Origin of the sequence: Peribacillus sp. CSMR9 (assembly GCF_033141925.1) — a bacterium.
Lineage (GTDB): Bacteria > Bacillota > Bacilli > Bacillales > DSM-1321 > Peribacillus > Peribacillus simplex_A.
This window is the reverse complement of the sequence record NZ_JAOPHO010000003.1, coordinates 222,573-244,693: the sequence shown is the minus strand read 5'-3', so window position 1 is coordinate 244,693 and position 22,121 is coordinate 222,573. Positions and strand designations below refer to the sequence as shown.

Annotated in this window: 18 protein-coding genes and 4 pseudogenes; 18 read left to right on the top strand and 4 right to left on the bottom strand. The window is 39.3% G+C overall.

What is annotated here, in order from left to right; genetic code table 11:
* The first annotated feature begins 45 nt into the window (after positions 1-45).
* Positions 46-555, top strand: coding sequence for a M14 family zinc carboxypeptidase (locus N9I19_RS04310; protein WP_317777082.1), 510 nt, complete (start codon positions 46-48; stop codon positions 553-555).
* Positions 556-1,228: 673 nt separating this feature from the next.
* Positions 1,229-2,293 (top strand): M14 family zinc carboxypeptidase, encoded by a 1,065-nt coding sequence (locus N9I19_RS04305; protein WP_317777070.1) that lies wholly within the window; start codon positions 1,229-1,231, stop codon positions 2,291-2,293.
* A gap of 199 nt (positions 2,294-2,492) precedes the next feature.
* Here the strand turns inward: N9I19_RS04305 and speB are convergent, their stop codons facing one another.
* Positions 2,493-3,461, bottom strand: a complete 969-nt coding sequence (gene speB / locus N9I19_RS04300; protein ID WP_317777069.1) for an agmatinase — start codon at positions 3,459-3,461, stop codon at positions 2,493-2,495.
* A gap of 421 nt (positions 3,462-3,882) precedes the next feature.
* On the opposite strand from speB, the gene N9I19_RS04295 reads away from it, so the two are divergent.
* The gene (locus tag N9I19_RS04295) at positions 3,883-5,229 is read left to right on the top strand and encodes an APC family permease (RefSeq protein ID WP_317777068.1); all 1,347 of its coding nucleotides are present in this window, start codon (positions 3,883-3,885) and stop codon (positions 5,227-5,229) included.
* Positions 5,230-5,516: 287 nt separating this feature from the next.
* Positions 5,517-5,693: pseudogene (locus N9I19_RS04290) on the top strand (transposase); the annotation flags it as partial.
* On the opposite strand, the pseudogene N9I19_RS04285 reads toward N9I19_RS04290, so the two are convergent.
* Positions 5,686-6,070, bottom strand: a pseudogene (locus N9I19_RS04285) (transposase); the annotation flags it as partial. The pseudogenes N9I19_RS04290 and N9I19_RS04285 sit on opposite strands and share 8 nt — an antisense overlap.
* Here N9I19_RS04285 and N9I19_RS04280 point away from each other — a divergent pair.
* Positions 6,068-6,304, top strand: a pseudogene (locus N9I19_RS04280) (IS5/IS1182 family transposase); the annotation flags it as partial. The pseudogenes N9I19_RS04285 and N9I19_RS04280 overlap by 3 nt on opposite strands.
* A 371-nt stretch (positions 6,305-6,675) precedes the next feature.
* On the opposite strand, the gene N9I19_RS04275 reads toward N9I19_RS04280, so the two are convergent.
* On the bottom strand, positions 6,676-7,527 hold the full coding sequence (locus tag N9I19_RS04275) for a MurR/RpiR family transcriptional regulator (protein WP_061463794.1): 852 nt from the start codon (positions 7,525-7,527) through the stop codon (positions 6,676-6,678).
* A gap of 221 nt (positions 7,528-7,748) precedes the next feature.
* Between N9I19_RS04275 and N9I19_RS04270 the strand changes: the two genes are divergently transcribed.
* The 7 genes from N9I19_RS04270 to N9I19_RS04240 all read left to right on the top strand — a co-directional run bounded on the left by N9I19_RS04270 (position 7,749) and on the right by N9I19_RS04240 (position 13,372).
* Entirely contained in the window at positions 7,749-8,159 is a 411-nt protein-coding gene (locus N9I19_RS04270; protein ID WP_317777067.1) for a PTS sugar transporter subunit IIA, read from the top strand.
* Complete coding sequence (locus N9I19_RS04265) at positions 8,159-8,629, top strand: PTS sugar transporter subunit IIB (protein WP_284470375.1); 471 nt, start codon at positions 8,159-8,161, stop codon at positions 8,627-8,629. Before N9I19_RS04270 ends, N9I19_RS04265 begins: the two co-directional genes overlap by 1 nt.
* Before the next feature lie 39 nt (positions 8,630-8,668).
* Positions 8,669-10,255 carry a PTS system mannose/fructose/sorbose family transporter subunit IID gene (locus N9I19_RS04260; protein ID WP_317777066.1) on the top strand — a complete coding sequence of 529 codons (1,587 nt, stop codon included), beginning with the start codon at positions 8,669-8,671 and terminating at the stop codon, positions 10,253-10,255.
* Positions 10,256-10,264: 9 nt separating this feature from the next.
* Entirely contained in the window at positions 10,265-10,966 is a 702-nt protein-coding gene (locus N9I19_RS04255; RefSeq protein WP_317777065.1) for an N-acetylmannosamine-6-phosphate 2-epimerase, read from the top strand.
* A 554-nt stretch (positions 10,967-11,520) separates the two neighbouring features.
* Complete coding sequence (locus tag N9I19_RS04250) at positions 11,521-12,780, top strand: Glu/Leu/Phe/Val family dehydrogenase (RefSeq protein WP_286140960.1); 1,260 nt, start codon at positions 11,521-11,523, stop codon at positions 12,778-12,780.
* Positions 12,781-12,815: 35 nt separating this feature from the next.
* Positions 12,816-13,106: an SAV0927 family protein gene (locus N9I19_RS04245; protein ID WP_317777064.1), complete on the top strand. Its 291-nt coding sequence runs from the start codon at positions 12,816-12,818 to the stop codon at positions 13,104-13,106.
* Between the two features lie 17 nt (positions 13,107-13,123).
* Positions 13,124-13,372 (top strand): biotin/lipoyl attachment domain-containing protein, encoded by a 249-nt coding sequence (locus tag N9I19_RS04240; protein ID WP_089363481.1) that lies wholly within the window; start codon positions 13,124-13,126, stop codon positions 13,370-13,372.
* Between the two features lie 75 nt (positions 13,373-13,447).
* Here the strand turns inward: N9I19_RS04240 and N9I19_RS04235 are convergent, their stop codons facing one another.
* Complete coding sequence (locus tag N9I19_RS04235) at positions 13,448-14,188, bottom strand: IclR family transcriptional regulator (RefSeq protein ID WP_317777063.1); 741 nt, start codon at positions 14,186-14,188, stop codon at positions 13,448-13,450.
* A gap of 177 nt (positions 14,189-14,365) precedes the next feature.
* On the opposite strand from N9I19_RS04235, the gene N9I19_RS04230 reads away from it, so the two are divergent.
* From N9I19_RS04230 to N9I19_RS04205, 6 genes and pseudogenes are all read left to right on the top strand, one after another.
* Positions 14,366-15,241, top strand: a complete 876-nt coding sequence (locus N9I19_RS04230; protein WP_317777081.1) for a dimethylarginine dimethylaminohydrolase family protein — start codon at positions 14,366-14,368, stop codon at positions 15,239-15,241.
* Positions 15,238-16,854 carry a M20/M25/M40 family metallo-hydrolase gene (locus tag N9I19_RS04225; RefSeq protein ID WP_317777062.1) on the top strand — a complete coding sequence of 539 codons (1,617 nt, stop codon included), beginning with the start codon at positions 15,238-15,240 and terminating at the stop codon, positions 16,852-16,854. The genes N9I19_RS04230 and N9I19_RS04225 overlap by 4 nt, the downstream gene beginning before the upstream one ends.
* Positions 16,855-16,934: 80 nt before the next feature.
* Positions 16,935-18,240, top strand: a pseudogene (locus N9I19_RS04220) (YfcC family protein).
* A gap of 140 nt (positions 18,241-18,380) precedes the next feature.
* The gene (locus N9I19_RS04215; protein ID WP_317777061.1) at positions 18,381-19,568 is read left to right on the top strand and encodes an amidohydrolase; all 1,188 of its coding nucleotides are present in this window, start codon (positions 18,381-18,383) and stop codon (positions 19,566-19,568) included.
* A 210-nt stretch (positions 19,569-19,778) separates the two neighbouring features.
* Positions 19,779-20,540, top strand: coding sequence for a dimethylarginine dimethylaminohydrolase family protein (locus N9I19_RS04210; protein WP_317777060.1), 762 nt, complete (start codon positions 19,779-19,781; stop codon positions 20,538-20,540).
* 51 nt (positions 20,541-20,591) lie between these two features.
* Positions 20,592-22,007 (top strand): amino acid permease, encoded by a 1,416-nt coding sequence (locus N9I19_RS04205; RefSeq protein WP_284470383.1) that lies wholly within the window; start codon positions 20,592-20,594, stop codon positions 22,005-22,007.
* The last annotated feature ends 114 nt before the right edge of the window (positions 22,008-22,121 follow it).

Sequence of the window (22,121 nt, the reverse complement as noted above, 5' to 3'; positions counted from 1 at the left end):
TTGCCGTTTTATCGGCAAGTATTGCGGCACCAACATTTGCAGCTAATGAAACATCCCCTGGTACACCCATTCAACAAACTTATTCGGTTTCAGGTTTTACAGCATGCGGAACTTGGGAAAAAGCTAGAACAAATTGCGAGTGATAGCCAAGGTAAAGTAAAAGTGGATGTAGCTGGATATTCCAATAGAAATAGAGAAATCTATAAAGCAACCGTGGGAACAGGCGACAAAGTCGTTTTAATTCAAAGTGAGATCCATGGAAATGAGAAAACTGGTACGGATGCAATCTTGAATATCTTGAAGTTTTTGGGAACCAATTCTCCTGAAGCGGAGAAAATTCGTAAAGACATTACCCTTGTCGCTTTGCCTAAAATGAATCCGGATGCTGCTGAATTGAACCGTCGAGGAAATGATATGACCTGGGCAGAGGTCGTGGAACAGTTTCCACAGATAGCAGGAGCGAATCCATCATGGAACTATACATACAAAATGAATCATTCGATTATGAGTCCAAACCTAGTTTCGATGTCAATCGTGACTTTAATCCTGATTTAAAGTCACATACTCGCTTTCCGTTCAATTTGTACCTGATCCAAGAACGCCTTCAGGACAAGAGTATGCCAAATATGCAAAAAACTATAATTATGATTTTTCCAGACAATTGAATGTAGCGGTATATAATGCCATGAAAGAACAAGGTAATGCTCCATATGGAAATATATCCTTATATCCGCAAAACCAAAACCTTCCTGGAACGGCTTTAGGAGCCTTTGCTTTAAACGGAAGTGGGACAGTACTCTTTAAAGTCAGAGGCCAAACACAGTCTTTTGGCCAAAAGTAAAAAGGCATGCTTATTAAAGCCGTGGAAAGAGGGTTATATGGAAAAATTGATGGAGTTACTGATGGCTCAAAGTATATAAAATCAATCCGGAACAATACGAGTCAATTCCACTGTCGGAGGGCAGGCAATAATAAAAATTGATAGTTTTATCAACTTAGTAACCAGACGGGTACCCGCCTGGTTTTTCTTCATGATCGATTTCGGCAAACAGAAAAAGTTTTTTGAATATCGCCTTTGTAGAAATAATTCTTTTCAAGTTATATGGTGTTTAGAAGAAAACTATTTGCAAACATAGTTATTTTTCACTATTAACACAAAGTGTTGAAAATGTCAGAATATTAGTAATAGTTATTTTTATGATTATTAAATGAAAAGGGAGGTTTTTTTTTGAATTTTAAGAAGAAAGTTCTAACAGTTTCATTATCTAGTTTAATGTCTTTAAGCGCTGTAACAGCTGTTGCGCTACCAGTCGGAGCGGTTGGAAATGGCCCCAGTGCTGGAAATGGTCAAGTGACAACTTCAAATCTGCATACATACGAAAGCTTGGTAAGTTATCTAAAAACCCAGGATGCTAAACAAGAAAGGTTGGCATTGGAAGTAATCGGGGAAACGGTAAAAGGAAGAGATATTTATCTTGCGAAATATATTTCCAATCCTAAAAACCCAACTATACTATTTTTAACTCAACAGCATGGAAATGAACAGCTGACTACTGAGGGTGCACTGGAGTTCATTAAACATTTAGGAACGAATAAGACTAAAGGGATATTGGAAAATGTTAACATTCTTATCATTCCAATGTTAAACGCAGATGGGGCAATGGGAGATGTTAATTTCTCTCTTGATGACTATTTGGCAAAGGGTGATCGACATCTAACCCGAGCAAATGCAAACGGGGTCGACTTAAACCGGGAGCATGATAAAAAAACCAATCAAATGCAAGTCGAGGTAAAAGCTTTACACGAAAATGTATTTGCAAAATACGATATAGATTACATGATAGATTTACATCATCAAGGGACGCTAAGCGAAACAGATGGTGAACTTGTTTCAGGTTCAATACTTTATCCTACAAACGCAAACGTAAAGCCTGAAGTGCTAGAAGCTTCAAAAAAACTGGGTGCTGTTGTATATAACTCAATTGAACCTACTGGTTGGGGCCATATTGGTAAATATGATGGCGGTTCAGGAGAAAATATAGGTCGTAATGGTGCTGCCGTTCGTTATGATATTGCAACTTTACTCTTTGAGATGCGGGGGATGTCTGACCACAATGTCGAGACAGTTGCACTTGGACAAAAAAGTAATGGCTATCTAATAAAGCAAACAGTCACCACTTTGGATGCAGCTGTTAGAGCTATTGCCGATCATTCAATTGAAACGGTCGATGCAGGCTTTTGGGACACCCTGCCAACACAAACGAATCGTTCTGGGGGAGAATCAGACGAATGAAATGATGACACATCCCATTCTGGGATGTGTTTTTTAAAAATTTCCGCATACCGATAGAAGCTCAAACTTGTTCATATTTATAGGACAAGATAAAAGATGACATAGAAAAAAGGCATCTGCTTTCACTAAAAGCAGATGCCTTTTGAACGAAAACAGTATCGATCTGAAATGTCCCTTCTTCAATAGTTGATGTTTGTTCCTATAAACTATTTTGGGTCGAATACTCCTTTTTTTGTTCTTCTTTTAGCTGTAAGGCTACTAAACTGGCAAAGTCATGAATGATGGTGGCTGCCAATAGTGATGTAATTTGTGTTGGATCATACGGCGGGAGGACTTCTACCAGGTCGAACCCAATAAAGTTGAATCCTTGCAGAGAGCGTATCATTTCTAGGGTTTCAAAGCTATTTAGACCGCCGACCTCCAGAGTGCCAGTACCAGGGGCACAGGATGGATCAACAAAATCAATATCAAAGCTCAAGAAACAGGGTGTATCCCCAATGGTTTTCTTGACCTCCTTCACGACATCTTCGATTCCTCTTTTCTTCAGCTCGGGAGTAGTTATCACATTGTAACCTAGATCTGTACTTGAATCTATATCTCCTGGATGATTGAGCGTGCCTCTGATGCCAATCTGGAAAACTTTATCCGTTTGGAGCAAGCCTTCCTCATATGCACGGATAAACGGGGAACCATGCCAATATTTTTCATCATAATAAGTATCCCAGGTATCTGTATGTGAATCAAAATGAAGAAGTGCAACAGGACCGTGTATTTTTGCGGCAGCTCTTAGATTAGCCAATGTTACTGAATGATCCCCTCCGATGCCGATTGGAATGATACCGTTTTTCATCAAGTCTCCCATAGCCTTTTCAATTATCTCATAGCTTCGATGTATATTATGGGGAATTACCGAAACGTCCCCAATATCAATGGCATTACATTCGTCAAACGGAAATACCTTGTGAATGGGATGGTAAGGAAACAAGGTCATGGATGCCTGGCGGACAGCCTGTGGAGCAAACCTAGCTCCTACCCTGAATGAAGCAGCTGTATCAAAAGGCATACCTACCACTGCCAATTTGGCATTTTCTCTTGAAGATGGTAAGCGCATAAATGAACCGGTGGTACAAAACTCTGGTTTAACATCAGGGGATAAAGGATATTTCATTTTTCTATTCCTCCATTTTCTTATAACGATAATAGTTTTGAAACTCATATAAATGAATTCCTATGGATGATTAATTATGCAATTATCATGCCAAGTCACAGTAAGTGGTTTTTTGTGGCTTCTAACCAGATATCATTTGAATGGAATATGCAAGTGCGAATAATTTATGGGAAATTGAATCGCCAATTATAAGATGCTTAACGACTTTTATTCCTATAAATCAATCCAATGCAGGTAAGAATGCAGGAATAAAAAACATTTCTAGCGTAATTCATTTATCGAAGTAAACCGAAATCAGATGGCACAAAACTTGCATTAAGGTATACAGTTGAAATTTTTATAAAGAGGGAGGTATTGAAATTTATCAATTTAAAAAATATTGAACCTACTATTTGAAAGCGGTTTCAAGGAGGAATGATAGGTGGAAAATGAGGTAACATTGAAAAGAACGCTGAAATTATGGCAAATTGTTATGATGGGGTTAGCTTATATGACACCCATGGTCGTATTTGATACATTTGGCATTGTATCTGGGATTACGGGGGGCCATGTGCCGACTGCTTATATCGTCGCGTTGGTAGGGATGCTTTTTACAGCTGCAAGCTATGGAAAGCTAGTAAAGGTTTTTCCCGCTGCAGGTTCTGCCTATACTTATACGCAAAAGGCCATTAACCGACATTTAGGATTCCTGGTAGGATGGTCTTCGTTGTTAGACTATTTATTTTTACCTATGGTAAATGCATTGTTGACCAAAATTTATCTCACTGCTTTATTTCCAGAAGTTCCATCATGGCTATGGGTAGTATTATTCGTAGCAATTGTCACCATTCTCAATCTCCGCAGCGTTAATGTACTTGCTAACTTTAATGCTCTTTTTGTTTTAATTCAGATTGCCATCATGGCAGTGTTCATCATTCTTGTTATCAAAGGTTTGCACAATGGAGAAGGTACAGGGGAAGTGTTTACAATAAAGCCTTTCATAAATGAAGGAATGGACTATTCGGCTATTATAACCGGAGCCACGATTCTTTGTTTTTCCTTTTTGGGGTTTGATGCGGTAACGACACTATCTGAGGAGACGCCAAATCCGAAAAAAACGATTCCAAAAGCGATATTTTTAACTGCACTTTGGGGTGGAATCATCTTCATTACCTCTTCTTTCTTTATTCAGCTCTTTTTTCCGGATATATCGCGTTTTAAAGAACCTGATGCTGCGTTACCGGAAATCGCCCTTTATGTAGGTGGAAAGCTATTCCAATCCATTTTTCTGTGCACGACTCTCGTCAATACGCTAGCATCAGGACTCGCATCACATGCCAGCGTTTCACGACTTTTGTATGTCATGGGTCGTGATAAAGTGTTTCCGGAAAAATGGTTTGGGTTTATTCACCCTAAGTGGAAAACGCCAGCCATTAATGTTCTCATAGTTGGAGTCATTTCATTGTCGGCTTTATTCTTTGATCTAGTCACAGCTGCATCACTGATCAACTTTGGTGCATTAATGGCATTTACCTTTGTAAATCTGTCAGTGGTCAGCCATTTTATCATCCGGGAAAAAAAGCATCGTACTATAAAGGGATATATCAATTACTTAATTATGCCTTTAATCGGAGCGATATCAATTGGCATTCTCTGGATCAATCTTGAGACAAGTTCACTAATAATGGGGTCAGGGTGGTTTATTATTGGTTTTTGTTATTTATTATATATCACAAAGGCATTCCGAACGGCCCCGCCTCAATATCAAGTTGAAGAGATTCAACTATGAGACTCGCAGGGAAAAACGCATCCTAAAAAGGATGCGTCAGACTGTAGACAAACCTTGAACTGCCCCGTAAATGTTAGAGGCCAAACTAACATTTATGGGGTGTTTTTTTATTGCTTGTACAATTTGAACGTTGATTGGAACGTAGGGCACTCGCTTTCCGCGGGCGGTCCGCCCTCGGCTTGCGCCTGCGGGGTCTCGCACCTTTCGCTCCAATCAACTTTGAGTATTAAAACTTGAGGTGATGAGGATGCTTTCTAAACATATATATTCAGCGAGATAAACTTGAAATGATTACTTTAGATCAACTGGTGCCAGCGAACCATTTGGTCCGAAAAATGGAGGCCGCCATTGACTTCTCATTCCTATATGACTTGGCGAAAGATATGTATTCAGAGGTAGGACGCCCAAGTATTGATCCAGTTATTTTATTTAAACTGACATTCATTCAATATACAATCGGTATTCTTCCTTATTAAGTTTATCCAGTGGAAAAGGTTTTTTATTATGGTTTTCACGGTCTTGATTTATTTCTTCTTGAAGTCGTCCTTGATACGCACGTGTTTCCTTGCGAACGATTTTCTTTTCGAATCTTCGAATATTTGCAATGGCTTTCACATGTGTGGAATCGACAAATATGTGCTCTGCACTGATTAACTTTCTATAAGCAGCTGCCATTAAGATGCGATAGAAAATCTGTAAATAAGTCTGTATCTTTAAAGCGTCGCTCATAATTTTTCCCGAACGTTGAAAGAGGCACTTTATCATGGCAACCATAGCCTAAGAACTAACGGTAAGCCATATTTGTTTCAACTTCTTCAATCGTTTTACGCATGGTTGACAAGTAATTGAAAAAGTTGGGAAACCAGAAGCTGTTACCGCATATGCAGCTTATAAAACACCGGCGATTACAAGCTATCTATTTGGTCATAAAATAACACCGGCTTTACCGTATACGTCCTCGAACAAAAGAAGGATTCTTCCGCAAACATGACTATGTTTACGATGAACATTTTGATTGTTACACCTTTGCCCATCGGGAGAGATTTTTAAATACTCCACGACGAATAAAGAGGGCATCGCGAGTAAAAATCAAACCCAATTCCTTAATAATGTTGAGCAAAATTCAAAGGGAATTTCAAAAGGGGTTCGGAATGTTTTAATTCCGAACCCCTTTTGTCGACAAACTGACGCATCCTAAAAAGGATGCGTTTTTTTACTATTTGTATTTATTTTTTCCATATGCAAATGGATGCTTATGAATGAATTCATATGTCTGGAAGAGTGTATCTTTAACCATGATTGCAGCGGCTAGTAACAACCAGCAATAGTGTTCAAAGCGGTCACCAAATATTAGTAGGGTGATAGATAGGGATAATGTCGGTCGACTAAATATTCTTGTTTACATGACGTTCTAAAATTAGCAATACAAGGATGAGTTTGTCCTGGCTATCTTCTAAGACGAAGAATCTCTTCACGTGCTTTTTGATAATTATCTATGGTTTGTTTATCGATTCGATGAAAAACACTTAAGAAAAGAGCATCAACCATGTTAAGTTGCAAGATTCTAGATGCTATACTGCCGATTCGGTGATCATGTTCGATGTCAGGAAAACAAAGTTGTATACTAGCTATTTTCAATAAAGGAGACTTTGTATAAGCGGTTATTGCCAATACTGGTACGTTTATCTTTTTTGCATATGAAGCCATCTCCAATACATCTTTAGTTTTTCCGGATGTGGAAAAAAGGACTAATGCATCTTCTGATGTGAAATTGGAAACATAGGAAATCACTGTATGAAAGTCAGTGTTCATTCCTGTAGTAACGCCAAGTTTAGCAAATTTATTACTGGCATCTAATGCAGCTGTAGAGGAGCCCCCGACACCAAAAAAAGCAATTTTCTTTGCCTGGCTTAAGCATTCTACTGCTTTTTCAAACTCTTTTTTGTTCAGAGTTTGTCCTAAAGAGTCTAAAGCAAATTTATTGCTCATTGTTACTTTTTGGAAAAGCTGATAGGGAGTATCATTTTCCCGTAATAAAGAAAGATCATTAATGTTGGCATTATTTGAACTCATTTCTTTCACCAATGTATGTTGAAAGGTTTTAAAACTTTCTATACCCATTCTTTTACAAAAACGGACAACACTGGCTTGGGAAACATTAGCGTTGATTGATATTTCTTGAATCGTGTAAGTTTGCACCAAATCTGCATGGTCCAATATATATTTGGCTACTTGCCGTTCAGCACGTGATAAGGAATCGGCTTTTTCTTTGATTTTTTGTAATAAAGTTGAGCTCATAGTATGTCCCCTTTATTAAAGATTTTAATAACTGCATGAAAACTTCTTATTGTTTCATTTATATCATAAATGAAATGTTTTTTGCACATTTAGCAAAAAAAAATACCAATTATGAAATTTTATTTCTTATTTTTTCAATTAAACCTTGATTTATTAATTCTTTTTTAATAAGATAAGTCTATGAAAATATTCGAAAAATTCTGTTATCAGGAGGGGATAGTTTGAATCGGGCCATTTTACTTGTAAGTCATGGGAATTTAGCTTCGACTATGAAAGAAAGTGTAGAGCTTATAGCAGGGATACAGCAGCAACTCTTTGCATTGAGTATGGATGACCAAGTAACGTTAGATTCATTTTCAAGAGAACTAGAAGCAGCAGTCAATCAATTGTTGGATCGGTACAAAGAAATCATCATTCTGGCAGATATTAAGGGGGGAACCCCATGCAATGCAGCTACACTTCAAGTGTTGAAAAATAGCCGGGTACAAGTAATCGCTGGTTTCCATTTAGGTTTAGTTATTGAATCTTGCCTTTCACCTGTAAGTCCCAAAGAGCTTTTGGATAATACTTCCAGGAGTATTTGCTATATAAACTCTACAGTTAACCCCATAAATATTAAGGAGGAATTGTAATGAGTATCGTTGTAACCCGTATCGATGAACGCCTTATACATGGGCAAGTCGCTTATTCATGGAGTGTTGCTTATCAAGTCACAGAATTTATTGTAATTGATGATGGCGTCGCAAACGACCCGACACAACTTTTGTTACTTAGCATGGCAGTCCCTTCAGGAAAAAGACATGCTATCCTATCTGTCGAAGATGCAGTGAAATATTTAGATGAGCAGTCAGATCTGGAAAAAACATTTATCGTAGTAAAAAGCCCTCGAGTCCTTTTATCTCTCATTGAAAAAGGGATCATTCTACCTTCAATAAATGTAGGTGGCATGTACTATAAAGAAGGAAAACAGGAAATTAGTAAAACCGTCTTTATGGATGAAGAAGATAAAGCTGTTTTTCTCAAGATTAGAGATCACGGAATCCCTTGTGAAATCAGGACCTCGCCTAATGATAAATCTATTAATTTATTTACCAAGATTTAGAAGTCGAAAAGGTAGTCAAAGTTAAAAGGAGGAGGAAAAGTGGAAATTGAATTAATATCAGCGATTTTGTTAAGTGGTTTTGTTGCAGTTCTCATGACCGAAAATTATGGGTATGGATATTGGATGATTAGCCGTCCCATTTTTGCTGGGCCATTATTGGGACTAATAATGGGAGACCTACAAACCGGATTAATTGTAGGGGCCAGTGTGGAATTGATGTTTATGGGTGTGTTACCGATTGGAGGCAGCGTTCCTCCTAATGCACAAATTGCTGGTCTAATAGGGACTGTTTTTGCGATTAGCGCTGGGGGTAAGCCTGAAGTTGGAATTGCACTGGCATTACCAATCGGTATTTTAGCGCAACTTTTAATCATGCTAGCTTGGAATTTTAATATTTATCTAGTGCATCGGGCAGACAATGCTTTACAGGAACTTAATCTAAAAAGGGCAGAACGGCTACACCTTTCTGGAATAATCGTTTTTTTTACAGTTATGTTCATTCCCACTTTTTTAGCCATTTATTTTGGTAGTGGATTTGTAAATAATCTTGTAGACTTAATGCCTTCTTGGTTTATGGAAGGATTAAAGCTTACTGCAGGAATTCTACCTGCAATAGGGATGGCCATGCTCCTAAAAATGATGAACCTCAAGAAGTTTTGGTCATTTTTCCTAATTGGATTTGTTCTGGCAGTCTACTTGGAACAGAATGTACTTTCAATAGCCTTGTTGGGTCTTGGAATCGCGATTAGCATTTCAGCAGTGGGAACGAAAGGAAATGATAGTGAAATTTCCCGTCATTCCTCCCGACAGAGTGAAGCTAAAACGACGATCCTGACAAGGAAAGATTTAATAAAAACATTCTTACGTTCTTTCTTCAGTATGACGTCTATAAATTATGAGCGTTATGGCAGTTTAGGATTCTGCTATGCGATATTGCCGGCACTCAAAAAACTCTATCCAAATAATCAGGATTTAAAAGAATCAGTTGTTCGTCATAATGAGTTTTTTAACTGCCATCCCTATACTTCTAATGCCATCATAGGTGTTGCTCTTGCACTTGAAGAACAACGTGCGCTAGGAAACCCTATCACCTCAGAAACAATTTCTTCTACGAAAGCCGCATTGATGGGACCACTCTCTGGAATTGGTGATTCTGTTTTTAAAGCAACTTTTATGACTATTTTTGCAGCAATCGGCGCTGGTTTGGCGTTGGATGGAAATTTACTTGGACCCATTATATTTATCGTACCAAACGTCTTGCTAAATATTTTCTCTCGTTACTACGGCATTGTCTATGGGTACCAGTTTGGGATAAGCCTAATTCTAAAAATGAAAGACTCTGATGTTCTAAATAAGTTTGTTCAGGGAGCTACCATCGTAGGATTAATGGTAACAGGATCTATGGTAGTTAATTTTGTTAAAGTAAGCGTGGCTGCTAAAGGGAACTTTGGAGGCAAAGAAATAAATTTGCAAGAACTTCTTGATTCAATCTTACCTGGGCTTTTGCCCCTCCTCTTAACACTTGGTTTCTTATGGGCATTGTTTAAATATCAAAAGGCTATCTACTGGTTAATCTTACTTTCCTTTATTATAGGATTAGCTGGTAAATTCTTAGGAATTCTTTAGGTGGTAATTATGGATGAAAAAAACGTATTGGAAGCCATTAAGAATGGATTGATAGTGTCGTGCCAGGCTAGAATAGGATGGCCGATGTACGGGGCGGATATCATGGGCGCATTAAGCAAGGCTGCAGAAAAAGGAGGCGCCGTTGGTATTAGGGCTACCGGGCCTGAAAATATTAAAGCAATTAAAAAGGTAACAAAATTGCCTGTATTAGGTATTCACAAACAATGGATAGAAGAATGTGAAGTTTATATTACTCCTACCTATGAAAGTGCAACAAGCATCATTGAGGCTGGAGCGTCTATAGTAGCTTTAGATGGGACTCAACGACAGCGTCCTCATGGAGAAACGCTAGAAAGTATCATAGGAAAAATCCATAGTGAGCATCCAAATATTTTAGTGATGGCAGATTGTGCGACTTTTGAAGAGGGACTAATCGCAGAAAAATTCGGTGCTGATATAGTAGCAACCACATTGTGTGGGTATACAGAGGAAACAAAATACGTGAAGGAGGTTGATTATGACCTTATTCGAAAACTCTCTTCTGCCTTAAAAATCCCCATCATCGCTGAAGGGCATATTCATACTAAAGATCATGCTAGAAAAGCTATTGAAAGTGGTGCTTTTGCTGTCGTGGTTGGAACGGCCATTACTCGCCCTGAAATTATCACAAAAAGGTTTGTAGATGAGTTAAACCTGTTGGCTGAAAAATAGAAGTTTCAATATAATATATTTTGAGTATTTATCTTTTAAGTTTAACAGTCGGTTCCTGACTGACTGCCTTTTGATTAGTCGGTACCATCGCCTGGCATCTGCTACATAAAAATCAACGACTCTTTATCAGGATAAGCAAAAAAAGAGCACCCAATGAATGTTTTTACATTTATCGGGTGCTCTTTTGGGTTTTGTTGGAATAAGGAGAAATCGACGTGTATGGACTTTTCTTAAATTGTGATCATCAGGAATGAGGTATAGATAATGATAGAGTATTTTGGGATCAGTTTTTAACATGAGAAACAAAAAAAGCTCAAAAGGAAGTTTTTCCATTTAATGAAATTCCTTTAGGTATTTAATCATCATTTTTTACATATGCAAACCTGAATTGCTTATGAATTAATACATATGCTTAATGATTGAATGTGTGGTGTTGATGATTGCAAATGGCGGTCTATTGCTATACACACTATATCCTCAAAGCTGGCATGAAAATTGCTTAATAAGTTATAAGAAGAATAAAAGAGAGGTGCAAAATGACAGGGGAAATTAAGATGATTGAAAAACGTCAATTGGATAATCCACTGCAAGAATTCCAGGATATTTTAAAAGAAGCCATTCAAGTTTTGGACTATCCAGATCTGGTTTTTGATTTTTTAAAAGCACCAATGCGTTTTCTGGAAGTCTGTATTCCTATTCAAATGGATACTGGGGAGACAAGGATGTTTCAAGGATATCGGGCCCAACATAATGATGCTGCCGGTCCAACGAAAGGGGGGATTCGTTTTCACCCGGATGTCACTCCTGAAGAAGTTAAGGCATTGGCGGGTTGGATGAGTTTGAAATGCGGAATAACGGATCTCCCATATGGAGGGGCAAAGGGTGGCATTGTGTGTGATCCCAGACAGATGAGTTCATCAGAGCTAGAACGATTAAGCCGAGGGTATGTCAGGGCGGTCAGTCAAATAGTGGGACCTACAAAGGATATTCCGGCACCGGATATGTATACGAATTCTCAAATCATGGCCTGGATGCTAGATGAATACGATCACATCAGGGAATTCGATTCACCCGGCTTTATTACAGGAAAGCCACTCACATTAGGTGGATCGAAGGGCAGGGAAAAGGCTACTTCCAAGGGAGTATTATATACACTTCAAATGATAAGTGATTTAAAGGGGATTCCGATTGAAGGCATGCGGGTAATCATTCAGGGTTTCGGGAATGTCGGCAGTCATTTAGCTATGTATTTATATGAAATGGGGGCTAAGGTTGTCGGTATAGCAGATGAGCTTGGAGGTTTATATGACCCGAATGGCTTAGACGTTGCTTACCTTTTGGAGAACAGGGACTCTTTTGGGGTCATTTCGAATTTATACAAAGATACATTATCCAATCAAGAATTATTGGAAAAAGAGTGTGATGTGCTGATTCCCGCAGCTATTAGCGGGGTGATAAATAAAGATAATGCAAAACGATTAAAATGTGAAATTGTGATCGAAGCAGCAAATGGGCCGACAACAAAAGAAGCAATCAAGATTCTCGATGAAAAAGGCATAGTGCTAGTCCCGGATATTTTGGCGAATTCAGGAGGGGTGATAGTCTCGTATTTTGAATGGTGCCAGAACAACCAAGGTTATTACTGGACGGAAGAGCTTGTGGATGAACGATTGAAGGAAAAGATAACAGCCAGCTTTTTGAATGTCTATCATACTTCCCAAAAATATTCCGTGAACATGAAAGTAGCTGCATATATCGAAGGGATTCGTAAAATAGCAGAAGCATCCCGGCTTCGGGGGTGGGTCAGGTTCTAAAGGAATTGGGGGCTTACAAGAAAGGAGGCTATCCTTTGAATTTTGATATTCTATCCGAAAATAAAGAAAACCAGGCCATTCATCATTATTGTTTATTGTCACAAGATTATAGATATGATGTGACCATTGTATATTCGGCCCAATTTTTAGGTAAAGCAATGGTGACTTCCATTCAAAGCGGAAGAATGATCCTGTTGTGTGCCAATGATATTAATTTAGATCAGTACTGGGCTCCGACCCTTGGAATTGAACAAGAAGATATATCGGACTTCCAAGACTTTCTTAAGTTAGTTCTACAATCTCCATTTCATTTTGAAGAATACTGAAGGAAGGAATGATGTAAATGTACGTTGATGTGATTCTTAGCCCTTGTGATGGCTCGGTTGAAAAAATTTCAATATCCAAAAATTCCAGATTCTACGAATGGGAACCGTTATTTCAGATAAAGAAGGCAGATGGAGGTGTGGAAATCATTGATATTGGTGTCAGCGGAGAGGTGGAGTCATTGGAGGTAATGGAGGGGGAACCAGTTGTGGCTGGAGAGGTCCTCGCCTATTTTAAAGAAGATTCATTCGTGACAGGCAGCGATTAATTTAAAACGAAAAAGAAGATGAAATGATTCATCTTCTTTTTCCGCTTATCCGTTTATCATCCGCAGCACCTTTATTCATTGTCCCCTATACCCCAATTTTGACGAAACCCGATTGCCAGTTTCCATCACATTCTCAATGAGGAACTCAAGTCTATCTTCTGTCAGGTTAAAGCTCACAAAACCAATGCTCACTGCCCCATGCACTTCCCCAAAATGGTTCAGTATCGGAACGGCTACAGAACATGTTCCTTCTGTCCGTTCGCTGTGACTGATTCCATATCCCTTCTTTTTAGTCTCTTGCAATATATCCCAAAAAGCTGCTCTTTCTTGAATAGGCAAAAGAGCATCTACGATTTTTTTAGCTTGATTATATGGCATATAGGCGAGCATCACTTTATTAGCAGCTCCAATATGCATAGGTACTCGTGAGCCAAGCTGGTCATAAACCCGGATTTGGCTTTTTTCACTGTCGATTCGTTCGATAACGAGTGACTCCATACCGATTGGCTGGCTAAGATACACGCTTTCCTCCACTTTGTTCATCAGACTTTCTAGTTCAGGCCTAATTTGACTGATGTAATCCATTTTGTCATACATACGCAAACCATTTTCGAGCCAAATATTCCCTAAACCATATTGTTTAGATTGTCCATCCTGTTGAATTAATCCATGCTTGGACATTGCTTTTAATAATCGATGCATGGAACTGACAGGAAGCTCACATTCTTGAGAAAGTTCCGTAATTGATAGCCAGTTTTCCGATGAATTGGAAACTAGCACTTTTATAACGTTCATGGCACGGTCAATCGATTGCATAAACAAACCACCTATCTTTCATTACAAGTTGAATAAAACTTTGATTTATTTGAATATTTAAAACATATTGACATTATACCAAATTTAATTTTATAATAAAAGAAAAAATTCCTATTAGCGGAAACGTTTTCCGCTATGCGGAAAAAGGAGGGGGAGGCAGTGACATTTTGTTCGTCTATGTTCAAACCATTGGAACGTGTCATTGTAAAACATCCGAAAGAAGCTTTTATTAGTCAAGAGCATTTAAGCCAAGCATGGCAGAACTTCAACTTTGCGGAAGAGCCAGATTTCAACGAAGCCCTAACAGAGTATGGTGACTTTATTTCCATTTTGGAGAAATATGTTCCAAACATCGATTATTTGCCAGCATCTTCGCTAGTCGGCATTGACTCCTTATATGCCCATGATCCGGTCAAATTCACAAGCCAAGGAGCGATTATTTTAAAGTCCGGAAAAGAATTGAGGCAGCCTGAAGCTGATGTATATAAGGAATATTGTCTAGAAAAGAACATCCCGATTATTGGGTATTTAACGGGTGAAGCGGTCGCGGATGGCGGTGATATCATTTGGCTTGATGATAAGACGCTTGTTGTCGGACATGGTTATCGTACAAACGCTGAAGCCATTCGGCAATTAAAAGAAATGACCACTCATCTAGTGGATGAATTCATCGTAGTTCAGCTTCCGCATGATCAAGGTGAGGCAGAGTGTCTCCACCTTATGTCTTTCATCAGCATGATCGACCATGATTTAGCGGTAGTTCATTCTCGGCTTATGCCAGTCTTTTTCAGAAAACTGCTTATTGAACGAGGCATTCAGCTTATCGAAGTGCCGGATGATGAGTATGTGAACTTAGGCTGCAATGTGCTTGCCATTGCTCCGCGGGTTTGTGTGATTTCTTCTGGTAACGCTTACACAAAGCAAAAGCTTCTTGAAGAAGGAGCGACAGTTTATGAATATAAAGGGACAGAAATCAGTTACAAAGGGACTGGCGGTCCAACCTGTTTAACCTGCCCGGTGGTTCGTACAAATATTGAAGGGGGATTGGAATGAGTCAATTACTATGGGGTACTCCAGAAACGCTCCGTACCTTGTTATGTGAACTTGTTAGCTGGGAGAGCCGTACTCTTACATTAGGGGAGCGGATGTTCCCGTATAAGGTGCAAGATAAATTGAGGAAGCTTGATTATTTTAAAAGGAATCCGGAGCACTTATCACTTCATGAAGCTGATTTAGGGAGAAATTTTGTCACTGCCTTTTATAAACATCCTGCAGCAAAGGAGACCGTTGTATTAATTAGCCACTTTGATACGGTTCATACTGAAGAATATGGTGATCTTGAGACTCTCGCTTTTCAACCGGAGGAGCTCACGAAAAAACTTCATGACAGGAAAGATGAACTGCCGGAAGAAGCGCGCATTGATCTTGAATCGGGAAAGTACCTGTTTGGTAGAGGAACGATGGATATGAAAATGGGGCTTGCCCTTCATATGGCTATCATCGAAAAGGCAAGCAGTGAACAATGGCCGATCAATCTCCTGCTGTTAACGGTCCCTGATGAGGAAGTGAATTCTGCGGGAATGAGGGCTGCGGTTAAAGAACTTGTGACTTTACGTGATAAATATGACCTATCCTATAAAATGTTTTTTAATAGTGAACCGTCCTTTTCACAGAAACCGGGTGATAATAGACATTATATTTATTCCGGAACTTTGGGGAAAATCATGCCGGCTGCCCTTTTTTATGGGAAGGAAACTCATGTGGGTGAGCCATTAAAGGGCATGACGGCTAACTATATAGCCTCGTTCCTCACGCAGCTCATGGAGTGGAACACTCTTTTTCTGGAAAGTGATCTTGGCGAGGAAACACCTTTACCCGTATCGCTTCAGCAAAAAGATCTAAAACTGCAATATTCAACACAGACACCTTATCGGGCAGCCGCGCTTTATAATGTGTTCATTATGAAAAGAACAGCTGCAGAAATAATGGATCTATTCGAGCAAGTTGCAAACGAAGCAGCGATGAAATGCAATGAATCCTATAAAGAGCTTTGTCTGCGTGAACAAATCGAAGGTGTGGGCGAAGTGAAAGTATTGCGCTACGAAAAGTTACTTTCATATGCCAAGGGCAAATTTGGCGTGAGTTTTGTTGAGCAAATAAAGAGTGATGTTAAAGAAAACATGGATTTGGATGAGCGGGAAAAATCAGTGCGGATCGCCGAAAAATTGATGATACAATGTCAGGAGCTTTCACCCGCCATTGTATTGCTGTTCGCACCGCCATATTATCCAGCCGTAAATACGTCCGCTGATCCGCTCATTATGGAATCTGTGAAATTAATGAAGGAAACTGCCAGCATGCTTGATGAAGAAGTCAGCCAAATTCATTATTTTAATGGCCTTTGCGATTTAAGCTATGTTCAATATAGTGATGAGTCTGATGGCTGGACGGCTTTTGAAAAAAATACACCAGTCTGGGGCGATACTTACAGCATTCCTTTTGCTGATATGCAAAAACTTCAGGCACCCGTACTTAATGTGGGTCCGTTCGGCAAGGATGCACACCAGCGTACTGAGCGCCTTCACATCGATAGCGCCTTCGTCCATACGCCAGTTATGCTGGAGAGGTTAATAAAGAGTATGTTTAAGTGTTTGGTTGAAAAGTGAAAGAGGGGATTCTGCACCTCTGCAGGAAAAACCAGAAGATATCAGCTCATAAAGTATTAAACTTTAACTGGGGGCCTATTATGAATAACCAGCCTGAAGGTCCAATCACTTCCAAGCCGCTTAATCAGAATAATAAGCCACTTAACCAACTAACGGAGTTGCCGGAAAAAGGGATAAATCCTTTTGTATTAATGTTTATCGTAATTGTGATAGTGACGATTCTAACCTATATCTTACCAGCAGGCCAATATGAAAGAATTGAAAAGGATGGCCGAAGTGTAGTCGATCCCACTTCTTTTGAATTCGTAGAATCAACACCTGTGGGATTATTGGAAATGTTCAGCAGTATTCATGCAGGGATGATTGAAGGAGCGTCAATTATCTTGTTCGTCTTTTTGTTTGGCGGAGCACTCGGAATCATGCAGGCAACAGGAGCACTGGATTCTTTCATTAAGTTTGTGGCTGTACGATTCGGAACAAAAGAAAAATTGCTTATTCCGTTGATGGTATTAATCTTCGCATCATTAGGGACACTGATCGGCTCTGCTGAAGATGCATTAGTTTATATCGCCATCATTGTTCCGATGACGATCGCATTAGGCTTTGATGCACTTACAGGGTTTGCTATCGTTGTCCTTGGAACATTGGCGACTGGATTTATTTCCGGTATTACAAACCCTTTTAATGTAGGAGTTGCCCAAAGTATTGCTGAACTGCCCATGTATTCGGGAATGGGATTGCGAATCGCTCTTCTTGCAGTTTTTTATGTCGTTACAGTATTGTACATCTATTTTCATGCAATGAAGGTTAAAAGGAACCCTGAACTGGGGGAGTATGGGAAATTCAGGCGTGAAGAACATGGACAACTTGATAAAAACTTTAGGATGAGCAAAAGACATAGCGTTGCTTTAATTATTTTATTGGTGAATTTCATCCTATTAGTCTATGGAGTTATTAAATTAGGATGGTATATAAGTGAAATTGGCGGCTTGTTTTTATTAAGCGGGATCATAATGGGACTAATTGGAGGATTGACTCCGTCCAAGATGGCTAATGGTTTTATTTCAGGAGCAGGCGATATGGTTTCAGCTTGATACCATTTTATATTATGCTGCAGGTTTGGTTGAGCAGCTTCCTCCCGCCATAAATGCAATCGGAATGTTCATTGTCCAATTATTCCTTAACTTCATTGTTCCTTCAGGAAGCGGACAAGCAGCATTGACGATGCCGATCATGGCTCCATTAGCGGATTTAATGGGTGTGACAAGACAAACGGCAGTTTTAGCTTTCCAATTAGGGGATGGGATTTCGAATATGATATTTCCGACTTCTGGAGTGCTATTGGCTGGACTGGCAGTGGCGGCATATCGTTTACGAAATGGGTAAAATGGGTATTTCCCTATCTTTTGATTCAGGTTGCCGTAGCAATTATCTTTTTGATCATTGCTCAAAGCATACAGTATGGCCCTTTTTAAAGGTCTGAAAAATCTGAATATTTAAACTAAGTGATCTGGGAGGCATTTATGATGAAGACAATACAGGAGACAGTTGTGGATGAAGTGATTTCATGGAGACGTCATTTTCATGAAAATCCGGAGCTCTCGTATCAGGAACACCAGACTTCCGAATTCATTTATAGGAAATTAAAAACCTTTACAGGATTAGAAGTGACAAGACCTACCGAAACGAGTGTTTTAGCGGTTCTCAAAGGAGCAAAAAAATCACCCCGAAAATCGAATACGATCATCTTTCGTGCAGATATTGATGCACTCCCGATCGAAGAAGAAGCAGAAATTGAATATAAATCAAAAAATCCTGGGGTTATGCATGCATGCGGACATGATGCACATGCTGCGATGTTATTAGGTGCGGCAAAAGTCCTTTCTGGAAAAAAAGAAGGGATTAGTGGAGAAATCAGGTTTATTTTCCAACATGCCGAGGAGGTTCTGCCAGGGGGAGCTCAGGAATTGGTTAAAAAAGGGGTTGTGGAAGGAGTAGATTATGCATTTGCACTGCATGTTACTCCTTATGAACGAACAGGAACAATATGTATAAGGGAAGGGGTATTCTGTGCAGCAGCTGATGATTTTGAAATTAAAATCATTGGTCAGGGCGGTCATGCGTCGACTCCGGAATTAACGGTAGATCCGCTAATCATTGGTGCAGAAATTACGACGAATATTCAACATATCGTTTCCAGAAAAATTTCAGCTCTTAGGACACCAGTCATTTCAGTCACTCAGTTCCATTCTGGAAGTGCGCTCAATGTCATTCCTGAATATGCAGAAATCGGTGGTACCATTCGTTCCTTAGACTCTGAAAGCCGAGTGAAAGCAAGGGAGTATCTAGAGCAAATTGTTAAGGGGATTTCAGAAGCGCATGGGGCAAATTGTGAAATTACTTGGTATTTAGGATATCCAGCCGTAGTAAATGATAAAGCTGCTGTTGATATTTCGAGAACGGTCATGGAAGGTATATTTGAAAAAAATCATATCATCCATGTTGACGATCCTATGTTTGGGACAGAAGATTTTTCAGCTTTTTCCGAAATCGTCCCCTCTTCCATGCAATTCATAGGCGTCCATAATAACGAGTTTGGAAAAGCATATCCTTTACACCATCCTAAATTTAAAATCGATGAGAAGGCTTTAGAGTATGGAGTAAGATATTTTGTAGGGATAGCGGATAAATTATGCAGTCATCAAAATAACTGAGAAAGCATGGGCAAATAAGAGACACCCGTAATAGTTTAGAAGAGGCTTTCGGTTGTCTCTTCTCCTTCTCATACCTATATTTCTTAAGGGATACGCTTCAGGAATATTGAACAGTAAAAGGGAACAGAAATTTCATTTAAAGCAGGGGAGTTGAAACTATTAATTTCCCACATTTTAAAAAGATAAACTACCTATTTAGGAGGAATATATATGTTTAAACACGCGATTGTAAGGAAGATTGGAAAAAGCTTTGTAAATGGCTTAACAACATCGGATTTAGGAAACCCGGATTATGAAAAAGCGCTTGTACAGCACGAGGCTTATGTAGAAGCATTAAAACGCTGCGGTGTGAAAGTGACCGTTCTCGAAACGGATGAAAGATACCCTGATTCTACGTTTGTAGAAGATACTGCCGTGTTGACGCCAAAATGTGCCCTTGTAACCAATCCTGGTGCAGAAAGCCGGAATGGTGAGATTGATGAAATGAAAGAAGTTTTAAAGGACTTTTATGACACAATCGAATATATTCAATCTCCAGGTATGTTAGATGGCGGAGATGTCATGCAAGTTGAAGATCACTTCTATGTTGGCCTATCAACTAGAACAAATGAAGCAGGTGCTCTGCAATTCAAAGATATTATGGGTAAGTATGGTTATGATACGTCCATCATTCCCCTTAAGGAATTCTTTCATTTAAAAACGGGTGTCAATTACCTTGGAGACAATAATTTATTAGTGGCTGGGGAATTCATTAATCACGAGGCTTTTTCTGGCTTCAATCAAATAACCGTAAAACAGGAAGAAGGATATTCGGGTAACTGCGTCCGAATGAACGACTGCGTTATTGTCCCGAAAGGATTTGAAGGAACAAAGAAAAAAATTGAAGAGTTGGGATACACAGTGATTGAAGTGGAAATGTCAGAATTTCAAAAACAAGATGGCGGCCTTAGTTGTCTCTCATTGAGGTTCTAAGATGGTTTGGGAGAAGAACTAGGCTAATAGATAAGATAAGGACGTGATTTTATGGGGTATGGACTGGAAAATAACGATCAGCTGCAACGCTCAATGAAAAGACGCCATTTATTTATGCTCTCGCTTGGCGGCGTTATTGGTACAGGGCTTTTTTTAAATGCTGGATATACAATTAACCAAGCGGGGGCCGGAGGGGCCCTGCTTGGTTATCTTGCCGGCGGTCTTATTTTGTATATGGTGATGGTCTGTCTTGGCGAGCTAGCCGTTCATATGCCGGTAACAGGTTCATTCCAAAAATATGCTGCCGAATATATTGGGCCTTCCGCTGGTTTTTCGCTAGGATGGATGTATTTCGTCGGTTCAGCCGCAACTGCAGGAGTTGAGTTTACGGCAGCAGGAATATTGATGAAACAATGGTTCCCCCATAGTCCCACCTGGATTTGGTGTGCTGTGTTCATTGTGCTTTTATTTACATTGAATGCATTAACGACAAGAGGTTTTGCAGAGGCGGAATATTGGTTTGCCGGAATAAAAATCGTTGCAGTGATTTTGTTTATCGTGATTGGCATCGCTGGCATCTTTGGTTTTGTCTCTTTATCTGATCGTCCAACCCCATTCTTTGAGAATCTAGCTCCTTCTGGTCTTTTTCCAGCAGGGGGCATTACAATTATCTTTGTGACAATGATGAATGTAATTTTTTCTTATCAAGGCTCTGAACTGATAGGAATAGCAGCAGGGGAAAGTGAAAAACCTGAAGAGAACATACCTAAAGCCATTCGAAATGTACTTTTTAGAATCATTGTTTTTTACATTGCGTCCATTATTATCCTTTCTGCCATATTCCCTTCTTCTGAATTAGGCTTATTGGAAAGTCCCTTTGTAACTTTGATGAAGATAGCGGGGGTTCCTTATGCAGCAGGCATCATGAATTTCATTATTTTAACGGCTATTCTTTCTGTGGGGAATTCATGTCTTTATGCATCTACACGCTTGCTTTGGTCGATGGCCCATGATGGAATGGCACCTAAGATATTTGGTGTTTTGTCCAATAGGAAAGTGCCATTGAATGCCCTTCTATTTACCATATCTTTTTCACTTCTATCGTTATTAACCAGCTTCATTGCTGCTGATACTGTGTTCGTGATACTCATGTCAATCGCGGGGATATCCGTCACGATCTCATGGATGGGAATTGCTTTATCGCAATACATGTTTCGAAGGAAATTTATAAAAGCAGGTGGGAAAATGGAAGAATTACAATACAAAGTGCCTTTTTATCCATTTGTCCCATTATTTTGTCTAGGCTTTTGCTTGCTGATTCTAGTATTCCTTGCCTTTGATCCTACTCAACGAGTTGGACTGATTTATGGAATAGGATTTTTGGTAGCCTGTATATTATTCTATAAATTTAAATTGGCTAAGAAAGTAGAGTCAAACACTAACTTTGAAAATGAAAAAATATTGTAATAAAGTTCTATAAGATTGCCCGTTCGTATTAAAAGGTTAGCCAGTTTATTTTACTGGTTGACCTTTTTATCTTTTAGTTGCGGTCACTTGGATGATTATTACTGAACGGAAGGA